The sequence below is a fragment of the Streptomyces sp. NPDC097617 genome, from assembly GCF_044761485.1.
GTDB lineage: Bacteria > Actinomycetota > Actinomycetes > Streptomycetales > Streptomycetaceae > Streptomyces.
The window spans coordinates 191,058-207,525 of the sequence record NZ_JBIWCL010000006.1; the positions used below are offsets into that span (position 1 = coordinate 191,058).

A 16,468-nucleotide genomic window follows, 5' to 3' on the forward strand; every position below is an offset into this window, starting at 1 on the left:
GGGGGGCCCGCCCCCACCCCGGGCCGCGCTTGGCCGGGGGGGGGCCCGCGGGGGCCCGGGGGGGGGGGGGCGGGGCCCGGGGGGGCCCCGGGGGGGGGCCCCGGGGGGCCCCCGCCCGGGTGCCCCGCCGAAGCGCCGTGTTCCCAGCCTCCGCGCCGTACGGCACACTGGAGGTTTGACCTGAATGAAACGGGGCGCCGCGCGTGAATGGTCCACTCATCGTCCAGAGCGACAAAACCCTCCTTCTCGAAGTCGACCACGAGCTCTCCGGGGCCGCCCGGCGCGCCATCGCCCCCTTCGCCGAGCTGGAGCGGGCCCCCGAGCACATCCACACCTACCGGATCACCCCGCTCGGCCTGTGGAACGCCCGGGCCGCCGGCCATGACGCCGAGCAGGTCGTCGACGCGCTCGTCGAGTTCTCCCGCTACCCCGTCCCGCACGCGCTCCTCGTCGACGTCGCCGAGACCATGGCGCGCTACGGCCGGCTGACCCTCTCCAAGCACCCCGTGCACGGACTGGTGCTGACCAGCACCGACCGGCCGGTGCTGGAGGAGATCCTGCGCTCCAAGAAGGTCGCCCCGCTCGTCGGCGCGCGCCTCGACGCCGACACCGTCGCCGTGCACCCCTCCGAGCGCGGCCAGATCAAGCAGACCCTGCTCAAGCTGGGCTGGCCCGCCGAGGACCTCGCCGGTTACGTGGACGGCGAGGCGCACCCGATCGACCTGGCCGAGGACGGCTGGGCGCTGCGCCCCTACCAGCAGCAGGCCGTCGAGGGCTTCTGGCACGGCGGCTCCGGTGTGGTCGTGCTGCCCTGCGGCGCCGGCAAGACGCTGGTCGGCGCCGGGGCCATGGCGATGGCCAAGGCGACGACGCTGATCCTGGTGACGAACACCGTCTCGGCCCGCCAGTGGAAGCACGAGCTGGTCAAGCGGACCTCGCTGACGGAGGACGAGATCGGCGAGTACTCCGGCACCCGCAAGGAGATCCGGCCCGTCACCATCGCCACGTACCAGGTCCTGACGACGAAGCGGAAGGGCGTCTACCCGCACCTGGAGCTCTTCGACTCCCGGGACTGGGGCCTGATCGTCTACGACGAGGTGCACCTGCTGCCCGCGCCGGTCTTCAAGTTCACCGCCGACCTCCAGGCCCGCCGGCGCCTCGGCCTGACCGCGACGCTGGTGCGCGAGGACGGGCGGGAGTCGGACGTCTTCTCGCTCATCGGGCCGAAGCGGTTCGACGCCCCGTGGAAGGAGATCGAGGCGCAGGGCTACATCGCGCCCGCCGACTGCGTGGAGGTCCGGGTCAATCTGACGGAGGCGGAGCGGCTCGCCTACGCGACCGCCGAGACGGAGGAGAAGTACCGCTTCTGCGCGACGACGGCGACGAAGCGGAAGGTCACCGAGGCTCTCGTGGCCAAGCACCGCGGTGAACAGACCCTGGTCATCGGGCAGTACATCGACCAGCTCGACGAGCTGGGCGAGCACCTGAACGCGCCCGTCATCAAGGGCGAGACCTCCAACGCGCAGCGCGAGAAGCTCTTCAACGCCTTCCGCGAGGGCGAGATCAGCGTGCTGGTCGTGTCGAAGGTCGCGAACTTCTCCATCGACCTGCCGGAGGCCACCGTCGCCATCCAGGTGTCGGGCACCTTCGGATCCCGCCAGGAGGAGGCCCAGCGCCTGGGCCGCGTGCTGCGGCCGAAGGCGGACGGCCACGAGGCGCGCTTCTACTCGGTCGTCGCGCGCGACACGATCGACCAGGACTTCGCGGCGCACCGCCAGCGGTTCCTCGCCGAGCAGGGGTACGCCTACCGGATCATGGACGCCGACGAGTTGCTGGCCAGCGACTGACCCCGGCAGGTCCGGGCCGCGAGGACGGCCAGTAAGGGCGCGCACCACACCCACAGGGGCGGCCAGTCCAGGACGAGTGCCCGGGCCGCAGCGGGCAGCTGCCCGGTCCAGAAGGCGGCGGAGGCCTCCGGAAGGACGAGCAGCCCCAGCAGGGCGGTGCCGACCGAGGCCGCCAGGGCCGTGAGCCCGGCCCGGACACGACGGGTCAGCAGGAGGTACGCGGCGATGGCCGCCGGGGCGAGGGTGATCCCGGCGGCGATGCCCAGCGCGAAGCCCTTGCCGAGCGCCGAGCGGGGCCGGCCGAGGTCCCACAGGACCAGGCAGGCGAAGGCCAGGTTGATCTGACCGGGCAGCGGCGCCTGGAACAGCGGCTGCAGCCACAGCCCCACGATGGTCGCGGCCAGCACGGGTCCGGGCCGGGACCGCAGTCCCGCGAGGCGGCAGGACAGCGTGATCAGCAGGGCGAGCAGGCCGGCGTTGCCGAGGACGAGGAAGGCCTTCAGCGCGCCGGCCGGCAGCCACGCGGCCGGCGTGAACAGGATCGCGGCGAACGGCGGATACGTGGCGGGCGGGCTCCACTCGGCGGCGGAGAAACCCTGGACAAGAGCGTCGGCCACCGGAATGCGCAGGGCGATGCAGAGCACGCCCAGCACCAGCAGCGAGCCGGTCAGCAGCACATCGGCGAGAGACGACGACGAGCGGCTGGGAACGGGGCTCCGGGTCACCCGCGTGACCCTAGTGGATCAGTGGGCGCGCTGTGCGGTCCCCGGATCCGCCCGCAGGTCAGTGACGTATGACGCCGGCGTCCTCGGCGTAGTCGCCGAGGACGACGACGCTGACGGCGGTCGCCGCGAAGATTTTGACGGCGCGCAGCATGCCGCCCAGGCCGTTGTGCGCACGGGAGTCGTAGTCGGCGCCGCTAGGACGGCTGCCCTGGATCGGGGTGAAGGTTGCGGGGCTCATGCATCCATGGTGCGTTTCCGCACCGTCCCGCACATCGCTCCCGGGAGGGAACTTCCCGGCCTCCCGAGTCCTCCTCCCGTCGTATGCACACCCCTAGGGGTGGCGACCGAGGTCTGACACTCCCAGGTATGACACCCATCCGGATCCGTCGGCGGGCGCCCCTCAATCCGTTCGCGCCGCACCGCCCCGGTGGCTAGAATCTCCGCTCTTCCGCCTCCCGCCGTCTCAACGGGGAGAGCCGCCCTCCGGCCGGAAACCGGCGGGCCATCTGTTCCGACCCCCGCAGCTGGAGGCAGTTCCGTGCCCGCGCACGCCCCTGAGACCACGCACGACGACCCGCTGGGCCGCGAACGCGCCCACCTCACCGCCTCGCGCTCCGCCCTGCGCGCCATGCGCGAGGACGTCGAAGCCCTCGACATCCGCGACGTCACGGCGAACTGGGTCAACGCGATCGTCCTCCAGGCCCAGATCGACGACCGCATCAAGGCCCTCGCCGACCTCGCCCACACCCCGCTCTTCTTCGGCCGCCTCAACTACCAGCACGCACCCGGCGCCGAGCTCGCCGAGGGCGCGGAGGGCGAGCAGTTCTACATCGGCCGCCGCCACGTCCACGACGCCGGCGGCGACCCCATGGTCATCGACTGGCGCGCGCCCGTCTCCCAGCCCTTCTACCGCGCCTCCAAGAAGGACCCGCAGGACATCTCCCTGCGCCGCCGCTTCGGCTACACCGGCGGCGAGATGACCGCGTACGAGGACGAGCACCTGTCGGACCCGGCCGAGGCGGCCGCCGTCAGCAAGCTGCTCCAGCAGGAGATCGAGCGCCCGCGCGTCGGCCCGATGCGCGACATCGTCGCGACGATCCAGCCCGAGCAGGACGAGATCGTCCGCTCCGGCCTGTCCGGCTCCGTCTGCGTGCAGGGCGGCCCCGGCACCGGAAAGACCGCCGTCGGCCTGCACCGGGTCGCCTACCTCCTCTACGCGCACCGCGACCGCCTCGCCCGCACGGGCACGCTCGTCATCGGGCCGAACCGTTCCTTCCTGCACTACATCGAGCAGGTCCTGCCGGCCCTGGGCGAGCTGGAGGTCAAGCAGGCCACCGTCGACGACCTGGTGGCACGCCCCGGCCTGGAGGTACGCGGCACGGACGCCGCCGAAACCGCCGTGGTCAAGGGCGACGCCCGGATGGCGCAGGTGCTGAGCCGCGCGGTCCGCTCGCACGTCACCCGCCCCACGGAGCCGCTGATGGTGGTCCGCGGCTCGCGCCGCTGGCGGGTGCCCGCGTACGAGCTGGAGGAGATGGTCGAGGAGCTGCAGAAGCGCGACATCCGCTACGGCTCCGCCCGCGAGGCCCTGCCGCAGCGCATCGCCCACACGGTGCTCGTACGGATGGAGCAGGCGGGCGAGGCGCCGGACGACCGGGTGCAGGACGCGGTGGCCCGCAACCCGGCCGTGAAGGCGGCCGTGAAGGAGATCTGGCCGCCCGTCGAACCGGCGAAGCTCGTCCTGCGTCTGCTGTCCGACCCCGAGTTCCTCGCACTGCACGCGGCGGACGTACTCACCGAGGACGAGCAGAAGCTGCTCCTGTGGCCGAAGCCGTTCCGGAGCGTGAAGTCGGCGAAGTGGTCGGCGGCCGACCTGGTCCTGATCGACGAGGCGACCGACCTGGTGGAGCGGACGCACTCGCTGGGCCACGTGGTCATCGACGAGGCGCAGGACCTGTCGCCGATGCAGTACCGGGCGGTGGGACGGCGCTGCACCACGGGCTCGGCGACGGTCCTCGGCGACCTCGCGCAGGGCACCACCCCGTGGGCCACGCGCAGCTGGGACGAGGCCCTCGCGCACCTGGGCAAGCCGCAGGCGGTGCTGGAGGAGCTGACGGCGGGCTTCCGCGTACCGCGCGAGGTGATCGCCTACGCCTCCCGGCTGCTGCCGGCCATCTCCCCGGGCCTGGCCCCGGTCTCCTCGGTCCGTGAGACCCCGGGGTCGCTGCGGATCGAGGAGACGTCCGACCTGACGGCGGCGGTGGTCGCCGCGTGCCGTGACGCCCTGGTGCACGAGGGATCGATCGGGCTGATCGCGGCGGACGCGCGGATCCCGGCGCTGGCGGACGCCGTGCTGGCGGCCGGGCTGCCGTACCTGTCTCCCGGTGAGGAGACGACCTCGCAGTCCCGGCTGACGCTGGTGCCGGCGTCGCTGGCGAAGGGTCTGGAGTACGACTACGTGGTCCTGGACGAGCCCGCGGCGATCGTGGACGGCGAGCCGGACGAACGGACGGGCCTGCGCCGCCTGTACGTCTGCCTCACCCGAGCGGTCTCGGGCCTCTCCGTCCTCCACGCGACCGCCCTGCCCGACGCCCTGACCTGACCTGACCTGAGGGCCCCCTCCTGGGGCTCCGCCCCAACACTTCAGCCTCGCCGGCGTTCGAGGCGCGAGGTTCGGGGGCGGAGCCGCGGTATTCCAGCCTCGCCGGCGTTCGAGGCGCGGGGTTCGGGGGCGGAGCCCCCGGTCCTGGCGGCGCGGCCGTCAGGCGAGGGCGGCGCGCCAGTCGGCGACGGCGTCCGCCGAGACGGGGCGGCCCCACCCGGAGGGACGGGCCGCGCCGCCGATGTGGAACCCGTCGATGCCACCGGCGACCAGCACCGGCAGGTGCCCGAGCGTCAGGCCGCCGCCGACCAGGATCCGCGCCCCGTACCCCGGCTCACCCCGCCGCGCCGCCTCCGCGAGCAGCACTGGCAGCCCCGCCTCCACACCCTCCGGCGAGCCCGCCGTCAGGAACGTGTCCAGCCCGGGCAGATCGGCCAGCGCCTTCCGCAGCTGGTCCCGGTCCGCCGCACGGTCGATCGCCCGGTGGAAGGTCCAGCGGCAGCCGTCCAGCTCCGCGACGACCGCCTCGACGGCGGCCAGGTCGGGGGCGCCGTCCGCGTCCAGGAAGCCGAGGACGAACTCCTGCGCGCCCTCCGCCCGCAGCTCCCGCGCCACCCGGACCAGCTCGGACACGTCACCGGCAGCGAAACCGTCGGCCCTGCGGAGCATCACGCGCAGCGGGATGTCGACGGCCGCCCTGATCGCCGCGAAGGTCTCGCGCGGCGGGGTGAGCCCGTCGGCGGCCATGTCGGTGACCAGTTCGAGTCGGTCCGCCCCACCGGCCTGGGCCGCGACCGCGTCCTCCACGTCGAGGGCGATCACCTCCAGGAGCGCACGGTTGCTCATTCGATCCCATCCTTCGGAAGCCAGCTCGGGAAAACTGTGGGGGAAATAGGTCTAGTCCAATATTCAGAATACGGGGCTCCACCCGCCCTTCACCAGCACAATCACGCCACCCCACAATGTGCCCATGGACACAGACAGCCTGGGCAGCGACACCGCCGATCTCCGGGCCCGCTGGCAGGCGGCCGTCACCGCCGCCGGCGCCCCCGCCGACCTCGATCCCGCCCCCTACGCGGACCGCCTCCTCACCGCCTGGGCGGAACCGCAGCGCCGCTACCACACCACCGCGCACCTGGCCGACGTACTCGCGCGGATCGACGTACTCGCCCCGCACGCCGCCGACCCGGCCGCCGTACGGCTCGCCGCCTGGTTCCACGACGCCGTCTACCGCCCCGACCGCTCCGAGAACGAGGAGCGCAGCGCCGCCCTCGCCGAGCGCGCCCTCCCCGAGCTCGGCATCGACCCCGCGCGCACCGCCGAGGTGGCCCGCCTGGTCCGGCTCACCGTCACCCACGACCCCGCCCCCGGCGACACCGACGGCGAGGCCCTCTGCGACGCCGACCTGGCCGTTCTGGCCGGGGCGCCCGGCGCCTACGCCGCGTACGCGGCCGCCGTGCGCGCCGAGTACGACTTCGTCCCCGACGACGCCTTCCGCACCGGCCGCGCCGCCGTCCTGCGCCAGCTCCTCGACCTGCCGCGGCTCTTCCGCACGCCCTACGGAGCCGCGCACTGGGAGGCCCCTGCGCGCGCCAACCTCGCCGCCGAGCTCGCCGCGCTCACGGCGCACCCCTGACATACGAATGACACACCCCGGGGAATTCGATCGCGTTCGCACTGGTTGGTGACAGTCATGCCCGCAGCAGCCGCACGCCCCCGCATGCCCGTAGCCGTCTACGTACTCGGACTCTCCGTCTTCGCACTCGGCACCAGTGAATTCATGCTCTCCGGGCTGCTGCCACCCATCGCCGAGGACATGGGCGTCACCATTCCGCAGGCGGGTCTGCTCATATCCGCCTTCGCGATCGGCATGGTCGTCGGGGCGCCGCTGCTGGCCGTGGCCACCCTGCGGCTCCCCCGCCGCACCACCCTCATCTCCCTCATCAGCCTCTTCGGCCTCGGGCAGGTCGCGGGCGCGCTGGCCCCCTCGTACGAGCTCCTCTTCGCGTCCCGCGTGGTCTCCGCCCTCGCCTGCGCCGGCTTCTGGGCCGTGGGCGCGGCCGTCGCCATCGCCATGGTCGACAAGGACCAGCGGGCCCGCGCGATGGCCGTCATGATCGGCGGCCTGTCCATCGCGAACGTCCTCGGCGTCCCCGTCGGCGCCTTCCTCGGCGAGCACCTGGGCTGGCGCTCCGCCTTCTGGTCGGTCGGCGCGGCCTCCGCCGTCGCCCTCGTCGGCATCCTGGCCCTGATCCCGAAGATCCCGCTGCCCGCCGAGAAGCCCTCGCTCGGGCGCGAGCTGCGCATCTACCGCGACCGCCAGGTGTGGCTCTCCATCGGCATCACCGCGCTGGCCGCGGGCGGCGTCTTCTGCGCCTTCAGCTACTTCTCGCCGCTGCTCACGGACGTGGCCGGGCTGGACGCGCAGTGGGTCCCGTGGATCCTCGGCCTCTTCGGCATCGGCGCGCTGGCCGGGACCACGGTCGGCGGCCGGGTCGCCGACGCGCACCTGTTCGGCGTGATGATCTGGGGCATCACCGCCTCGACCGTCTTCCTCGCCGCGCTCGCGCTGCTGGCCTCCACCGCCGCCGCGGCGGTCGCCCTCGCCTTCCTGCTCGGCTTCTCGGCCTTCTTCACCGCCCCGGCGCTCAACGCCCGCATGTTCAACGTGGCCGGCGCCGCCCCGACCCTGGCCGGCGCCACCACCACGGCCGCCTTCAACCTCGGCAACACCGGTGGCCCCTGGCTCGGCGGCACCGTCATCGACGCGGGCATGGGCTTCGCCGCCACCGCCTGGGCGGGCGGCGCCATGACGGTCACCGCGATCGCCCTCACCGTGCTCGCCCTGCGCCTGGACCGCCGTACGCGCCCGAAGGCGACCCGCGTCGTGGCCTCCTCGGCGCCGGCCCCGACCACGGCCCGCGTCAGCGCCTGAGCCGGACCCTGCGCGCCCGCGTACGAGCGCGCACCGCCCCCGGTCGGCGTGCCGGGATCACTCGTCCGTGAAGATCCCCTCGGCGGAGGGGGAGGTGACGGCACGCCGGAGCCAGCGGCTCAGGGTCTCGGGGTCACCGCAGCCGGTGATGCGCTCACGGGCCTCCTCGGGGACATCGACGCCCCGTTCGGCGAGGACAGCAAGAACGTCCTCCGCAGCGCGTCGTGCCTCACCCTGGGCCCGGCCCTCGGCCCGGCCCTCGGCCCGGCCCTCGTCACGGAGTTCTTCGGAAAGGGGCGACTTGTAGAAAGAGAGGTCCACGGCCACCAGTTTCCTCCAGAGTTCTGCGGACGGGTGCTTGCCCAGGCCTTGTGCGATGAGTTCGATGATCGGGTTTGCGAGCTCTGCCGGTGTGTCCGGCAGCACATTGGTCATTGCTTTGAGTATGGCCCCGATGTCCGGACTCGCGGCGTGGGTGATCGCGGCAAGGGCGGCGAGCGCGAGGTCCTTTCGGACTTCGGCGGGGTTGGTGATCAGCGGCATGTTGTGCGGCCCCGCAACCAGCGGGCACAAGGTGAGCAGGGGCCACTGGGGAGGGCCGAAGCGCACCGGGCGAGCAGCCCATTCGGCGGTCGAGCGGTCCTGGCAGACGACCAGCAGGACCGGCTGCAGCCGGTACTTCGTGAGGAGGTAAGAGGCGTAGTACGCCCAGCTTGCGGGCTTGTCCGGGTCCTTCTTGCCCTGGGCCTCGACGGCGAGGAGGAAAGACCCTTCGTCCTCCGTGTCGAACCGCAGCAGCGTGTCGACACGGCGTTCGAGTGGCTGGGTCTCGGTGAGGTCGTTGGGCAGGACGGTGAACGACGTGGGTGGGGCGAAGTCGACGCCGAGCACCTCCGACACCCGGGAGAAGAGCTCCGGATGTTCCTGGAAGATGCGGTGCATCGCCTCGTGGGACGAGCCGACCATGGGGGTTCCTGTGAGAATAGAAATTGCCTCTGGCATATGCGTAAGACTTCTTTGCGGCGAGCGTAAGGGGACAACGCGGTCCTGAATGGGGCCTGTTGGCGATATTCACCCGGAGGGGTGAGCCGTGGTGGCCGGTTGCCGGAGACCGCGGCAGACGCGGCAGCCACCCCGTTCCGGGCCGCGGAAGGCGCGGTCGCAGAGGTCGCAGTTCTGGAGCGGGTGCCTGACGGCCTCAGGTGCTGCCGGGGCGCGGAACGGCGGCACCGGCGGGAGCTGGGCGGCGAGGCGGTGGGCAAGGAGGGCGGCCGGGCGGTGCAAGGGCTCCGCCGGCAGGTCGGCGGTCAGGGCGTGGTGTACGGCGCTCGGAGGCAGATCGCGCTCCAGCCAGGCCGCGACTCCGGGGGCGAGGTGATCGACATCCGTGACGGAGAGCAGGAGTCGGGGATCCCCACGCCGGAGGCCGGCGAGGACCTCGATGGCGGACCGGAGGAGGTCAGGGGCACGGTACGCGGGCTGCGGTACGGCGGGGAGGGCGCGGCGCGGCGGCTCGCCCTCCCGGCGGGCGGGGCGTCGGGGTGTCGGTTTCGGCTCGTCCGTGGCGCCGGACCGGCCCGGCTGGTTGCAGGAGACCGTGCGGGTGACGACGCGGCCGCCGCTGGTGCGTTCGCAGGTGCGGCGCAGATAGCCGTGGGCCTCCAGTTCGCGCAGGGCGGCGGCGATCCGGGCCTTCCCCTCGGGGAAACGGGCTGCGAGGGTCCTGATGTCGATGAGCGCGCCGCCGGGAAGGGACTGGATGTGCACGGCCAGGCCGATGGCCAGCAGCGACAGCTCGGCGTGCTGGGCGAGGTGGTTGCCGATCACCGTGAAGCGGGTGGTGTGGCGGGCGTTGTCGTGGATGACACCGCCGGAGCGTGTGTTCGCACCGGCTCGCCGGGAGGGGTGGCTTTCCCCGTCGTTCCGGGACTGGGCGTGCGGGCGCGCGCTAATGTTCTGAGTATCCATCGGGAAGGGCTGCTTCCTCGGTGGTCAGGCCCTCGCCTTGGGATTGCAGTCCCGGCGGGGGCCGACGCATGTCGGCGGTGATGTGGTCTGTCGCGCTGAGCGTAGATCAGGCAACCCTCCCCGAAGCCAGCCAAGTTGGCATTTTTCACTCAAGCGAGTGAGCGTGCCCCATGGGCGGGAGGGGTGGGGTTTGGTGGGGTGCTTTTCCTCTCGTGTCTTGATTCCTGGGATCGTCCCTGCCACCGGAGTCCCACCGCGCGGGCTCCGGTGCGCGAGCGATGTCCGCAGGTCAGGGGCACGGCGGGGCGGCTTCGGCCCATACGGTCTTCCGGGGGACGGGACCGAGCCCGACGCCCCAACGGTCGGCGAGCGCCTCGACGAGGACCAGGCCGCGCCCGAGGCGGACGAGCCCGGCCGGGCCGGGAGGTGGACCCGGACGCCGGCTGGGGAGTGGCCGTCGCCGCCACCGTCGAACGGCAGTTGAGGCTGCGGAGAGCCGCGGTGCGTGCAGGCCCTCGTCAGTTCCTCCCCGCGAGGAGCCGGCCCGCGCGTGCGCCGCCTGCCCGGCCCGACAGGGCCCGGACCCCGGTCCCCTTCCCGGCCCCGGTCGTCGCCCCGGTCGCCGCCCCGGACCCGGCTTCCTACGATGGGAACGTCAGCTCGGGGATACGGGGACCGCTCGGGGACGTGCGTCAGAGGGTGATCCTCCATGGGCCGGTACCGCACGCCCACCGTCCTGGCAGCCGCTTCGCTGCTGCTGACCGCGCTGTGTGCGGGCCAGGCCCCCGCCGCCGCCCCACCGGGCCGCGTCGGCATCGACCCCGTGATCGCCGAGCAGCTCGACGACGCGATCACCGAGGCGATGCGCAAGGCCGCCATCCCCGGGGTGGGCGTCGGCCTGTGGGTCGACGGCGAGGACTCCTACGTGCGCGCCTTCGGCACCGCCGACAAGGCCACGGGCGTCCCCATCAAGACCGACATGCACACCCGCATCGGCAGCGTCACCAAGACCTTCGCCATCACGGCCGTGCTCCAGCTCGTCGACGACGGGAGGATACGGCTCGACGCGCCGATCTCGGCGTACCTCGACGGCGTGCCCGGCGGGGACAGGATCACCGTCCGGCAGCTCGCCGACATGCGCAGCGGCCTCTACAACTACACCGAGGACCCGCGCTGGCAAGCCACCTTCAAGGCCGATCCGCACCGCGCCTGGACCCCGCAGGAGCTGCTGGACATCGCCTTCGGGCACCCGGCCGATTTCGCGCCCGGCGCGAAATGGGAGTACTCCAACACCAACACCGTCCTGCTCGGCCTCCTCGTCGAGAAGGTCGGCGGACAGCCCCTGCACACCTACCTGGAGCAGAACGTCTTCGAACCGGCCGACCTGGACGCGACCTCGCTGCCGACCGGCGCGGAGATCACCGAACCGTTCGTGCACGGCTACACCAACTTCACCCCGGACGGCGCGACCGTCGATGCCTCCACCTGGAATCCTTCCTGGGGCTGGGCGGCCGGCGCGATGATCTCCACCATGGATGACTTGCGCTCCTGGGTTCCGACCCTGGTCACCGGGCGGCTGCCCGACGGCGGCCGGCTGCTGGAGCCGGGCACCCAGGCCCAGCGGCTGCGCATGCTGCCCACCGGGCACGCCGACGTGGGCTACGGGCTCGGTATCGCCGAGCTCGACGGCTGGATCGGCCACAACGGCGAGCTGCCCGGCTACGAGACCATCGCCGTCCGGCTCCCGCAGGCCCGCGCCACCATGGTGATCGTGGTGAACTCCGATATCGACGGGAAGTTCGGCAGCCTGAGCTCCCTCATCGCCAACACCGTCACCAAGATCGTGACCCCCGAGCACGTCTGGGGGCTCCCGGCCGCGGCCCAGCCCAACACCGTGCCGGAGCCGTCCACATCAACCTCCACGTCACCCCCGACCCCCGCCCCGACCCCGGCCCCCAGCCCCTGAGCCCCCAGCCCCCGGCCCGCCCGGACCACACACCTAAGCGGCCGGCCGGCCCTTCGGGCGGCGCAGTCCCGCCGCGGTGAGCCGGCGGACGAGTTCCTTGCTGCCGATCTCCACCGCCCCGGCGCCGACCGCGTCCGCGTACCGGTACGAGGGCACGTCGTAGTGGTCCCGCTCGAAAGCCCGCAGCGGACAGCCGATGCCCGCCGCGAAGGCGTGCAGCTCCTCGTACGAGACGTCGCTGACCAGGTGCGACCACATGCGGCCGTGGCCCGGCCAGGTCGGCGGGTCGATGTAGACGGTCACCGGCTGCTCACCGGAGGCCGAAGACCGGGCCCAGGCCGCCGATCGCGGCCACCTTCACGCCCGCCTCCGAGCACACCCAGTGCGGGTCGGGTCCGAGCTCCGGCTCCACGTCCAGCGCATGCGGCTCACCGTGGTTGCAGACCGGGCACAGCGGCCAGCGTCCGTACTTCTCCAGCAGCGCGTCCTTCACGTCCTGAGCGACGAGTCCGGCAAGGTAGTCGACGCCCTCCGGCCACTGCTCCACCCACCACCGGCGGTGCGTGACCGAGTCCTCGACGAGGGAGACGACATCGGCATCGGCGACCTCGCCGGCAGCGAGATCGGCGAGTACGAGGGCACGGGCGACGTGCAGCGCCTGTTCCAGGGGGGTCGCGTGGTCCATGCGCCCATTGTGGACCCGTGAGGGGCCGGTGATGAAGGCCCTCTTTCCGAGGGCCTTGTGGCGTATTGACCGCCGCCGCCTCTGAAAATAAGTTTCAGGCGTGAGCCAGAATCAGAAGGATACTTCCAGCACGCCTGAGCCCCCCGCCGCCGCCCCCGCCGCCCCGGCCCCACCGGCGCACGCCCTCCGGGCCCGGATCCGCAGCCTCGGCCCGTCCCTGCCCCGCTCCGTACAGGCCGTCGCCGACGCCGTAGCCGCCGACCCCGCCACCTGCGCCCGGCTCACCGTCTCCGCCCTCGCGGAGCACACCGGCACCAGCGAGGCCACCGTCGTGCGCACCGCCCGCCTCCTCGGCTACCCCGGCTACCGCGACCTGCGCCTCGCGCTCGCCGCCCTCGCCGCCCTCGCCGCGCAGCAGGAGTCCGGCGCCGCCCCCGCCATCACCGTCGACATAGCCGTCGACGACCCCCTCGCGGACGTCGTCGCCAAGCTGGCCCACGAGGAGGCGCAGACCCTCACCGACACCGCCGCCGCCCTCGATCTCACCCAGCTCGCCGCCGCCGTCACCGCCCTCGCCACCGCCCGCCGCATCGACATCTACGGCGTCGGCGCCTCCGCCCTCGTCGGCCAGGACCTCGCCCAGAAGCTGCTGCGCATCGGCCTCGTCGCCCACGCACACAGCGACCCGCACCTGGCCGTCACGGGCGCCGTGCAGCTGCGCCCCGGCGATGTCGCCGTCGCGATCACCCACTCCGGCACCACCGGCGATGTGATCGAACCGCTGCGCGTCGCCTTCGGCCGCGGCGCCACCACGCTCGCCCTCACCGGCCGCCCGAACAGCCCCGTCACCCGCCACGCCGACCTCGTCCTGGCCACCTCCGCCGCCCGCGAGACCCAGCTGCGCCCGGCCGCCATGTCCAGCCGGACCAGCCAGCTGCTCGTCGTCGACTGCCTCTTCGTCGGCATCGCGCAGCGGACCTACGACACCGCCGCACCCGCCCTCGCCGCCTCCTACGAAGCCCTCGCCCACCGCCACAGGCCCCGCTGACACACCCAGCCCCGCCCCCACCTCCAGCCCCGCCGGCGTTTGAGGCGCGGGGTCCGGGGCGGAGCCCCGATCTTTGACCGGACCACACGCACCCCCGCCACCCGCCAGGGAGTCACCCATGACCGCCCACGCAGACCTCCGCGCCCACCTGGACACCCTCACCACCGAGGCCTTCCGCCAGGACCTCGCCGAGATCGACCGGCTGTCCACCCTTGACATCGCCCGCACCATGAACGCCGAGGACGCCACCGTCCCGGCCGCCGTCGCCGCACAGCTCCCGCAGATCGCCGCCGCCGTCGACGCGATCGCCGAGCGGATGGCCCGCGGCGGCCGTCTCGTCTACGCGGGCGCCGGCACGGCCGGCCGGATGGGCGTCCTGGACGCGAGCGAGTGCCCGCCCACCTTCAACACCGACCCGGCCGATGTCGTCGGACTGATCGCGGGCGGCCCGTCCGCGATGGTCAAGGCCGTCGAGGGCGCCGAGGACTCGAAGGAGCTGGCCGCCGAGGACCTCACCGCGCTGGGGATCGGACCGGACGACACGGTCGTCGGCATCTCCGCCTCGGGCCGCACCCCGTACGCGATCGGCGCCGTCGAGTTCGCCCGTACCCGCGGGGCGCTCACCGTCGGGCTCTCCTGCAACGCCGGCTCCGCCCTCGCCGCGGCCGCCGACCACGGCATCGAGGTCGTCGTCGGACCCGAACTCGTCACCGGCTCCACCCGCCTGAAGGCCGGCACCGCGCAGAAGCTCGTCCTCAACCTCGTCTCGACGATCACGATGATCCGGCTCGGCAAGACGTACGGGAACCTCATGGTCGACATGCGCTCCTCGAACGAGAAGCTGCGCGCCCGCGCCCGCCGCATCGTCGCGCTGGCCACCGGCGCGCCCGACGAGGAGATCGAGGCCGCGCTCGCCGTCACCGGCGGCGAGGTCAAGAACGCCGTCCTCGTCGTCCTCGGCGGAGTCGACGGGCCCACGGCCGCCGAACTGCTCGCCGCCTCGCGGGGCCACCTGCGCGCCGCCCTCGACCGCGCCCACACCGGCTGACCCCCGAACCCCCGACCCCTGAACCGAGGCGATCCCCCATGCCCACTGACAAGAACCGCGCCACCGCCGCCGCGATCCTTCCGCTGGTCGGCGGCCCGGACAACATCACCTCGATCGCGCACTGCATGACCCGCCTGCGCATCTCGCTGCGCGACCGCTCGCTGGTCCGGGACGAGGCCCTGCGCGCCCTCCCCGCCGTCCTCGGCGTGGTCGAGGACGACACCTACCAGATCGTGCTGGGCCCGGGCGCCGTCGCCCGCGTGACCCCGGAGTTCGAGGCACTGGTCGAGGAGGGCCGCTCGGCGACACCGCCCCCGACAGCGGCACCCGCGTCGGCTCCGGCTCCGGCTGCGGCTGCGGCCGCCGACCGCACCATCACCGCGGACGACCTCGCCGCGCAGGGCGCGGCACTGAAGGAGGCGCAGAAGGCCCGCAACGCCACCCCCTTCAAGCTGTTCCTGCGCCGCATCGCGAACATCTTCGTCCCGCTGATCCCGGCGCTCATCGGCTGCGGCATCATCGCCGGGCTGAACGGCCTGCTGACGAATCTGGGCTGGGTGCCCGCGGTCGTCCCCGCCCTCGCCGCCATCGCGTCCGGCTTCATGTCCCTGATCGCCGTCTTCGTCGGGTACAACACGGCCAAGGAGTTCGGCGGTACGCCGATCCTGGGCGGTGCGGTCGCCGCGATCATCGTGTTCCCGGGCGTCGCGAAGATCGACGCCTTCGGTCTGGAGCTCAGGCCCGGCCAGGGCGGCGTCCTCGGCGCGCTCGCCGCCGCCCTCCTCGCCGTGTACGTGGAGAAGTGGTGCCGCACCTGGGTCCCCGAGGCCCTGGACGTCCTCGTCACCCCCACCCTCACCGTGCTGATCTCGGGCCTGGTCACCCTCTTCGGCCTGATGTACCTCGCCGGTGAGGCCTCCGCCGCCATCGGCACCTTCGCGAACTGGCTCCTCGCCACCGGCGGCGCGTTCGCGGGCCTGATCCTGGGCGGCCTCTTCCTCCCCCTCGTGATGCTGGGCCTGCACCAGGCCCTGATCCCCATCCACACCACCCTCATCGAGCAGGACGGCTACACCGTCCTGCTGCCCATCCTCGCCATGGCGGGCGCGGGCCAGGTCGGCGCGGCCATCGCCGTCTACTACCGGCTCCCGCGCAACGGCTCGCTGCGCGCCACCATCAAGTCCGCGCTCCCGGCCGGCTTCCTGGGCATCGGCGAACCACTGATCTACGGCGTCTCCCTGCCGCTGGGCCGCCCCTTCGTCACCGCCTGCATCGGCGGCGCGGCCGGCGGCGCCTTCGTCGGCCTCTTCCACCAACTGGGCGTCGCCTTCGGCTCCACCGCCATCGGCCCCTCGGGCTGGGCCCTCTTCCCCCTGCTGGACGGCAGGTCCAGCGTCGGCATCACCCTGGCGATCTACGCGGGCGGCCTGCTGGTCGGCTACCTGACGGGCTTCGTCGCCACCTACTTCTTCGGCTTCACCCGCCGGATGCTGGCCGACCTCAACACCGACCCGGAACCGGACCCGAACACCACGACCGCCGCCGAAGCACCCCCGAAGGAACGCGTCCCGGCCTAGGTTCCGCCGATCCCGTCGTGGGTGTCCGCCGCCCCCAGCAGCAGCCGCGGAACCTGTTCGGGTGCGC

Annotated in this window: 15 protein-coding genes; 8 read left to right on the plus strand and 7 right to left on the minus strand. The window is 72.9% G+C overall.

All coding sequences use genetic code 11. The features are described 5' to 3' along the window. Positions 1-203 precede the first annotated feature (203 nt). Positions 204-1,847 carry a DNA repair helicase XPB gene (locus ACIQZO_RS13505; protein ID WP_403624713.1) on the plus strand — a complete coding sequence of 548 codons (1,644 nt, stop codon included), beginning with the start codon at positions 204-206 and terminating at the stop codon, positions 1,845-1,847. Here the strand turns inward: ACIQZO_RS13505 and ACIQZO_RS13510 are convergent. Both ACIQZO_RS13510 and ACIQZO_RS13515 read right to left on the minus strand, forming a co-directional pair. Continuing rightward, on the minus strand, positions 1,805-2,572 hold the full coding sequence (locus ACIQZO_RS13510; protein ID WP_403624716.1) for a glycosyltransferase 87 family protein: 768 nt from the start codon (positions 2,570-2,572) through the stop codon (positions 1,805-1,807). The genes ACIQZO_RS13505 and ACIQZO_RS13510 overlap by 43 nt on opposite strands. A gap of 58 nt (positions 2,573-2,630) precedes the next feature. Beyond that, complete coding sequence (locus ACIQZO_RS13515; RefSeq protein ID WP_403624719.1) at positions 2,631-2,810, minus strand: hypothetical protein; 180 nt, start codon at positions 2,808-2,810, stop codon at positions 2,631-2,633. A 300-nt stretch (positions 2,811-3,110) separates the two neighbouring features. Here ACIQZO_RS13515 and ACIQZO_RS13520 point away from each other — a divergent pair, with 300 nt between their 5' ends. After that, positions 3,111-5,174, plus strand: a complete 2,064-nt coding sequence (locus ACIQZO_RS13520; protein ID WP_403624722.1) for a HelD family protein — start codon at positions 3,111-3,113, stop codon at positions 5,172-5,174. Between the two features lie 159 nt (positions 5,175-5,333). Here the strand turns inward: ACIQZO_RS13520 and ACIQZO_RS13525 are convergent, their stop codons facing one another. After that, positions 5,334-6,020: a copper homeostasis protein CutC gene (locus ACIQZO_RS13525; protein ID WP_403624725.1), complete on the minus strand. Its 687-nt coding sequence runs from the start codon at positions 6,018-6,020 to the stop codon at positions 5,334-5,336. Between the two features lie 124 nt (positions 6,021-6,144). Here ACIQZO_RS13525 and ACIQZO_RS13530 point away from each other — a divergent pair, with 124 nt between their 5' ends. Next, a complete protein-coding gene (locus tag ACIQZO_RS13530) occupies positions 6,145-6,810 on the plus strand; it encodes a hypothetical protein (RefSeq protein WP_403624728.1) in 666 nt (221 codons plus the stop codon). A gap of 84 nt (positions 6,811-6,894) precedes the next feature. Then, positions 6,895-8,109 carry a Cmx/CmrA family chloramphenicol efflux MFS transporter gene (locus ACIQZO_RS13535; protein ID WP_403625034.1) on the plus strand — a complete coding sequence of 405 codons (1,215 nt, stop codon included), beginning with the start codon at positions 6,895-6,897 and terminating at the stop codon, positions 8,107-8,109. 57 nt (positions 8,110-8,166) lie between these two features. Here the strand turns inward: ACIQZO_RS13535 and ACIQZO_RS13540 are convergent, their stop codons facing one another. Together ACIQZO_RS13540 and ACIQZO_RS13545 are read right to left on the minus strand one after the other, a co-directional pair. Next, positions 8,167-9,075, minus strand: a complete 909-nt coding sequence (locus tag ACIQZO_RS13540) for a hypothetical protein (RefSeq protein ID WP_403624731.1) — start codon at positions 9,073-9,075, stop codon at positions 8,167-8,169. Between the two features lie 105 nt (positions 9,076-9,180). Continuing rightward, positions 9,181-10,077, minus strand: coding sequence for a helix-turn-helix domain-containing protein (locus ACIQZO_RS13545; RefSeq protein ID WP_403624734.1), 897 nt, complete (start codon positions 10,075-10,077; stop codon positions 9,181-9,183). A 709-nt stretch (positions 10,078-10,786) separates the two neighbouring features. Here ACIQZO_RS13545 and ACIQZO_RS13550 point away from each other — a divergent pair. Further along, positions 10,787-12,043: a serine hydrolase domain-containing protein gene (locus ACIQZO_RS13550; protein ID WP_403624737.1), complete on the plus strand. Its 1,257-nt coding sequence runs from the start codon at positions 10,787-10,789 to the stop codon at positions 12,041-12,043. 33 nt (positions 12,044-12,076) lie between these two features. Here ACIQZO_RS13550 and ACIQZO_RS13555 read toward each other — a convergent pair whose 3' ends face one another. Together ACIQZO_RS13555 and ACIQZO_RS13560 are read right to left on the minus strand one after the other, a co-directional pair. Beyond that, on the minus strand, positions 12,077-12,346 hold the full coding sequence (locus tag ACIQZO_RS13555; protein WP_398676636.1) for a DUF4031 domain-containing protein: 270 nt from the start codon (positions 12,344-12,346) through the stop codon (positions 12,077-12,079). A gap of 7 nt (positions 12,347-12,353) precedes the next feature. After that, entirely contained in the window at positions 12,354-12,728 is a 375-nt protein-coding gene (locus ACIQZO_RS13560; RefSeq protein ID WP_030727652.1) for a hypothetical protein, read from the minus strand. Positions 12,729-12,924: 196 nt separating this feature from the next. Between ACIQZO_RS13560 and ACIQZO_RS13565 the strand changes: the two genes are divergently transcribed. The 3 genes from ACIQZO_RS13565 (at position 12,925) to ACIQZO_RS13575 (ending at position 16,401) form a co-directional block, all read left to right on the plus strand. Next, on the plus strand, positions 12,925-13,776 hold the full coding sequence (locus ACIQZO_RS13565) for a MurR/RpiR family transcriptional regulator (protein ID WP_403625037.1): 852 nt from the start codon (positions 12,925-12,927) through the stop codon (positions 13,774-13,776). A gap of 118 nt (positions 13,777-13,894) precedes the next feature. Continuing rightward, positions 13,895-14,824: an N-acetylmuramic acid 6-phosphate etherase gene (murQ, locus tag ACIQZO_RS13570; protein WP_403624741.1), complete on the plus strand. Its 930-nt coding sequence runs from the start codon at positions 13,895-13,897 to the stop codon at positions 14,822-14,824. 38 nt (positions 14,825-14,862) lie between these two features. Next, entirely contained in the window at positions 14,863-16,401 is a 1,539-nt protein-coding gene (locus ACIQZO_RS13575) for a PTS transporter subunit EIIC (RefSeq protein WP_403624744.1), read from the plus strand. Positions 16,402-16,468: the final 67 nt, after the last annotated feature.

Coding starts and splice junctions, on each gene's coding strand:
- ACIQZO_RS13550 (WP_403624737.1), top strand. CDS start 10,787: ATGGGCCGGTACCGCACGCCCACCGTCCTGGCAGCCGCTTCGCTGCTG.
- ACIQZO_RS13535 (WP_403625034.1), top strand. CDS start 6,895: ATGCCCGTAGCCGTCTACGTACTCGGACTCTCCGTCTTCGCACTCGGC.
- murQ (WP_403624741.1), top strand. CDS start 13,895: ATGACCGCCCACGCAGACCTCCGCGCCCACCTGGACACCCTCACCACC.
- ACIQZO_RS13525 (WP_403624725.1), bottom strand. CDS start 6,020: ATGAGCAACCGTGCGCTCCTGGAGGTGATCGCCCTCGACGTGGAGGAC.
- ACIQZO_RS13530 (WP_403624728.1), top strand. CDS start 6,145: ATGGACACAGACAGCCTGGGCAGCGACACCGCCGATCTCCGGGCCCGC.
- ACIQZO_RS13545 (WP_403624734.1), bottom strand. CDS start 10,077: ATGGATACTCAGAACATTAGCGCGCGCCCGCACGCCCAGTCCCGGAAC.
- ACIQZO_RS13575 (WP_403624744.1), top strand. CDS start 14,863: ATGCCCACTGACAAGAACCGCGCCACCGCCGCCGCGATCCTTCCGCTG.
- ACIQZO_RS13515 (WP_403624719.1), bottom strand. CDS start 2,810: ATGAGCCCCGCAACCTTCACCCCGATCCAGGGCAGCCGTCCTAGCGGC.
- ACIQZO_RS13540 (WP_403624731.1), bottom strand. CDS start 9,075: ATGGTCGGCTCGTCCCACGAGGCGATGCACCGCATCTTCCAGGAACAT.
- ACIQZO_RS13560 (WP_030727652.1), bottom strand. CDS start 12,728: ATGGACCACGCGACCCCCCTGGAACAGGCGCTGCACGTCGCCCGTGCC.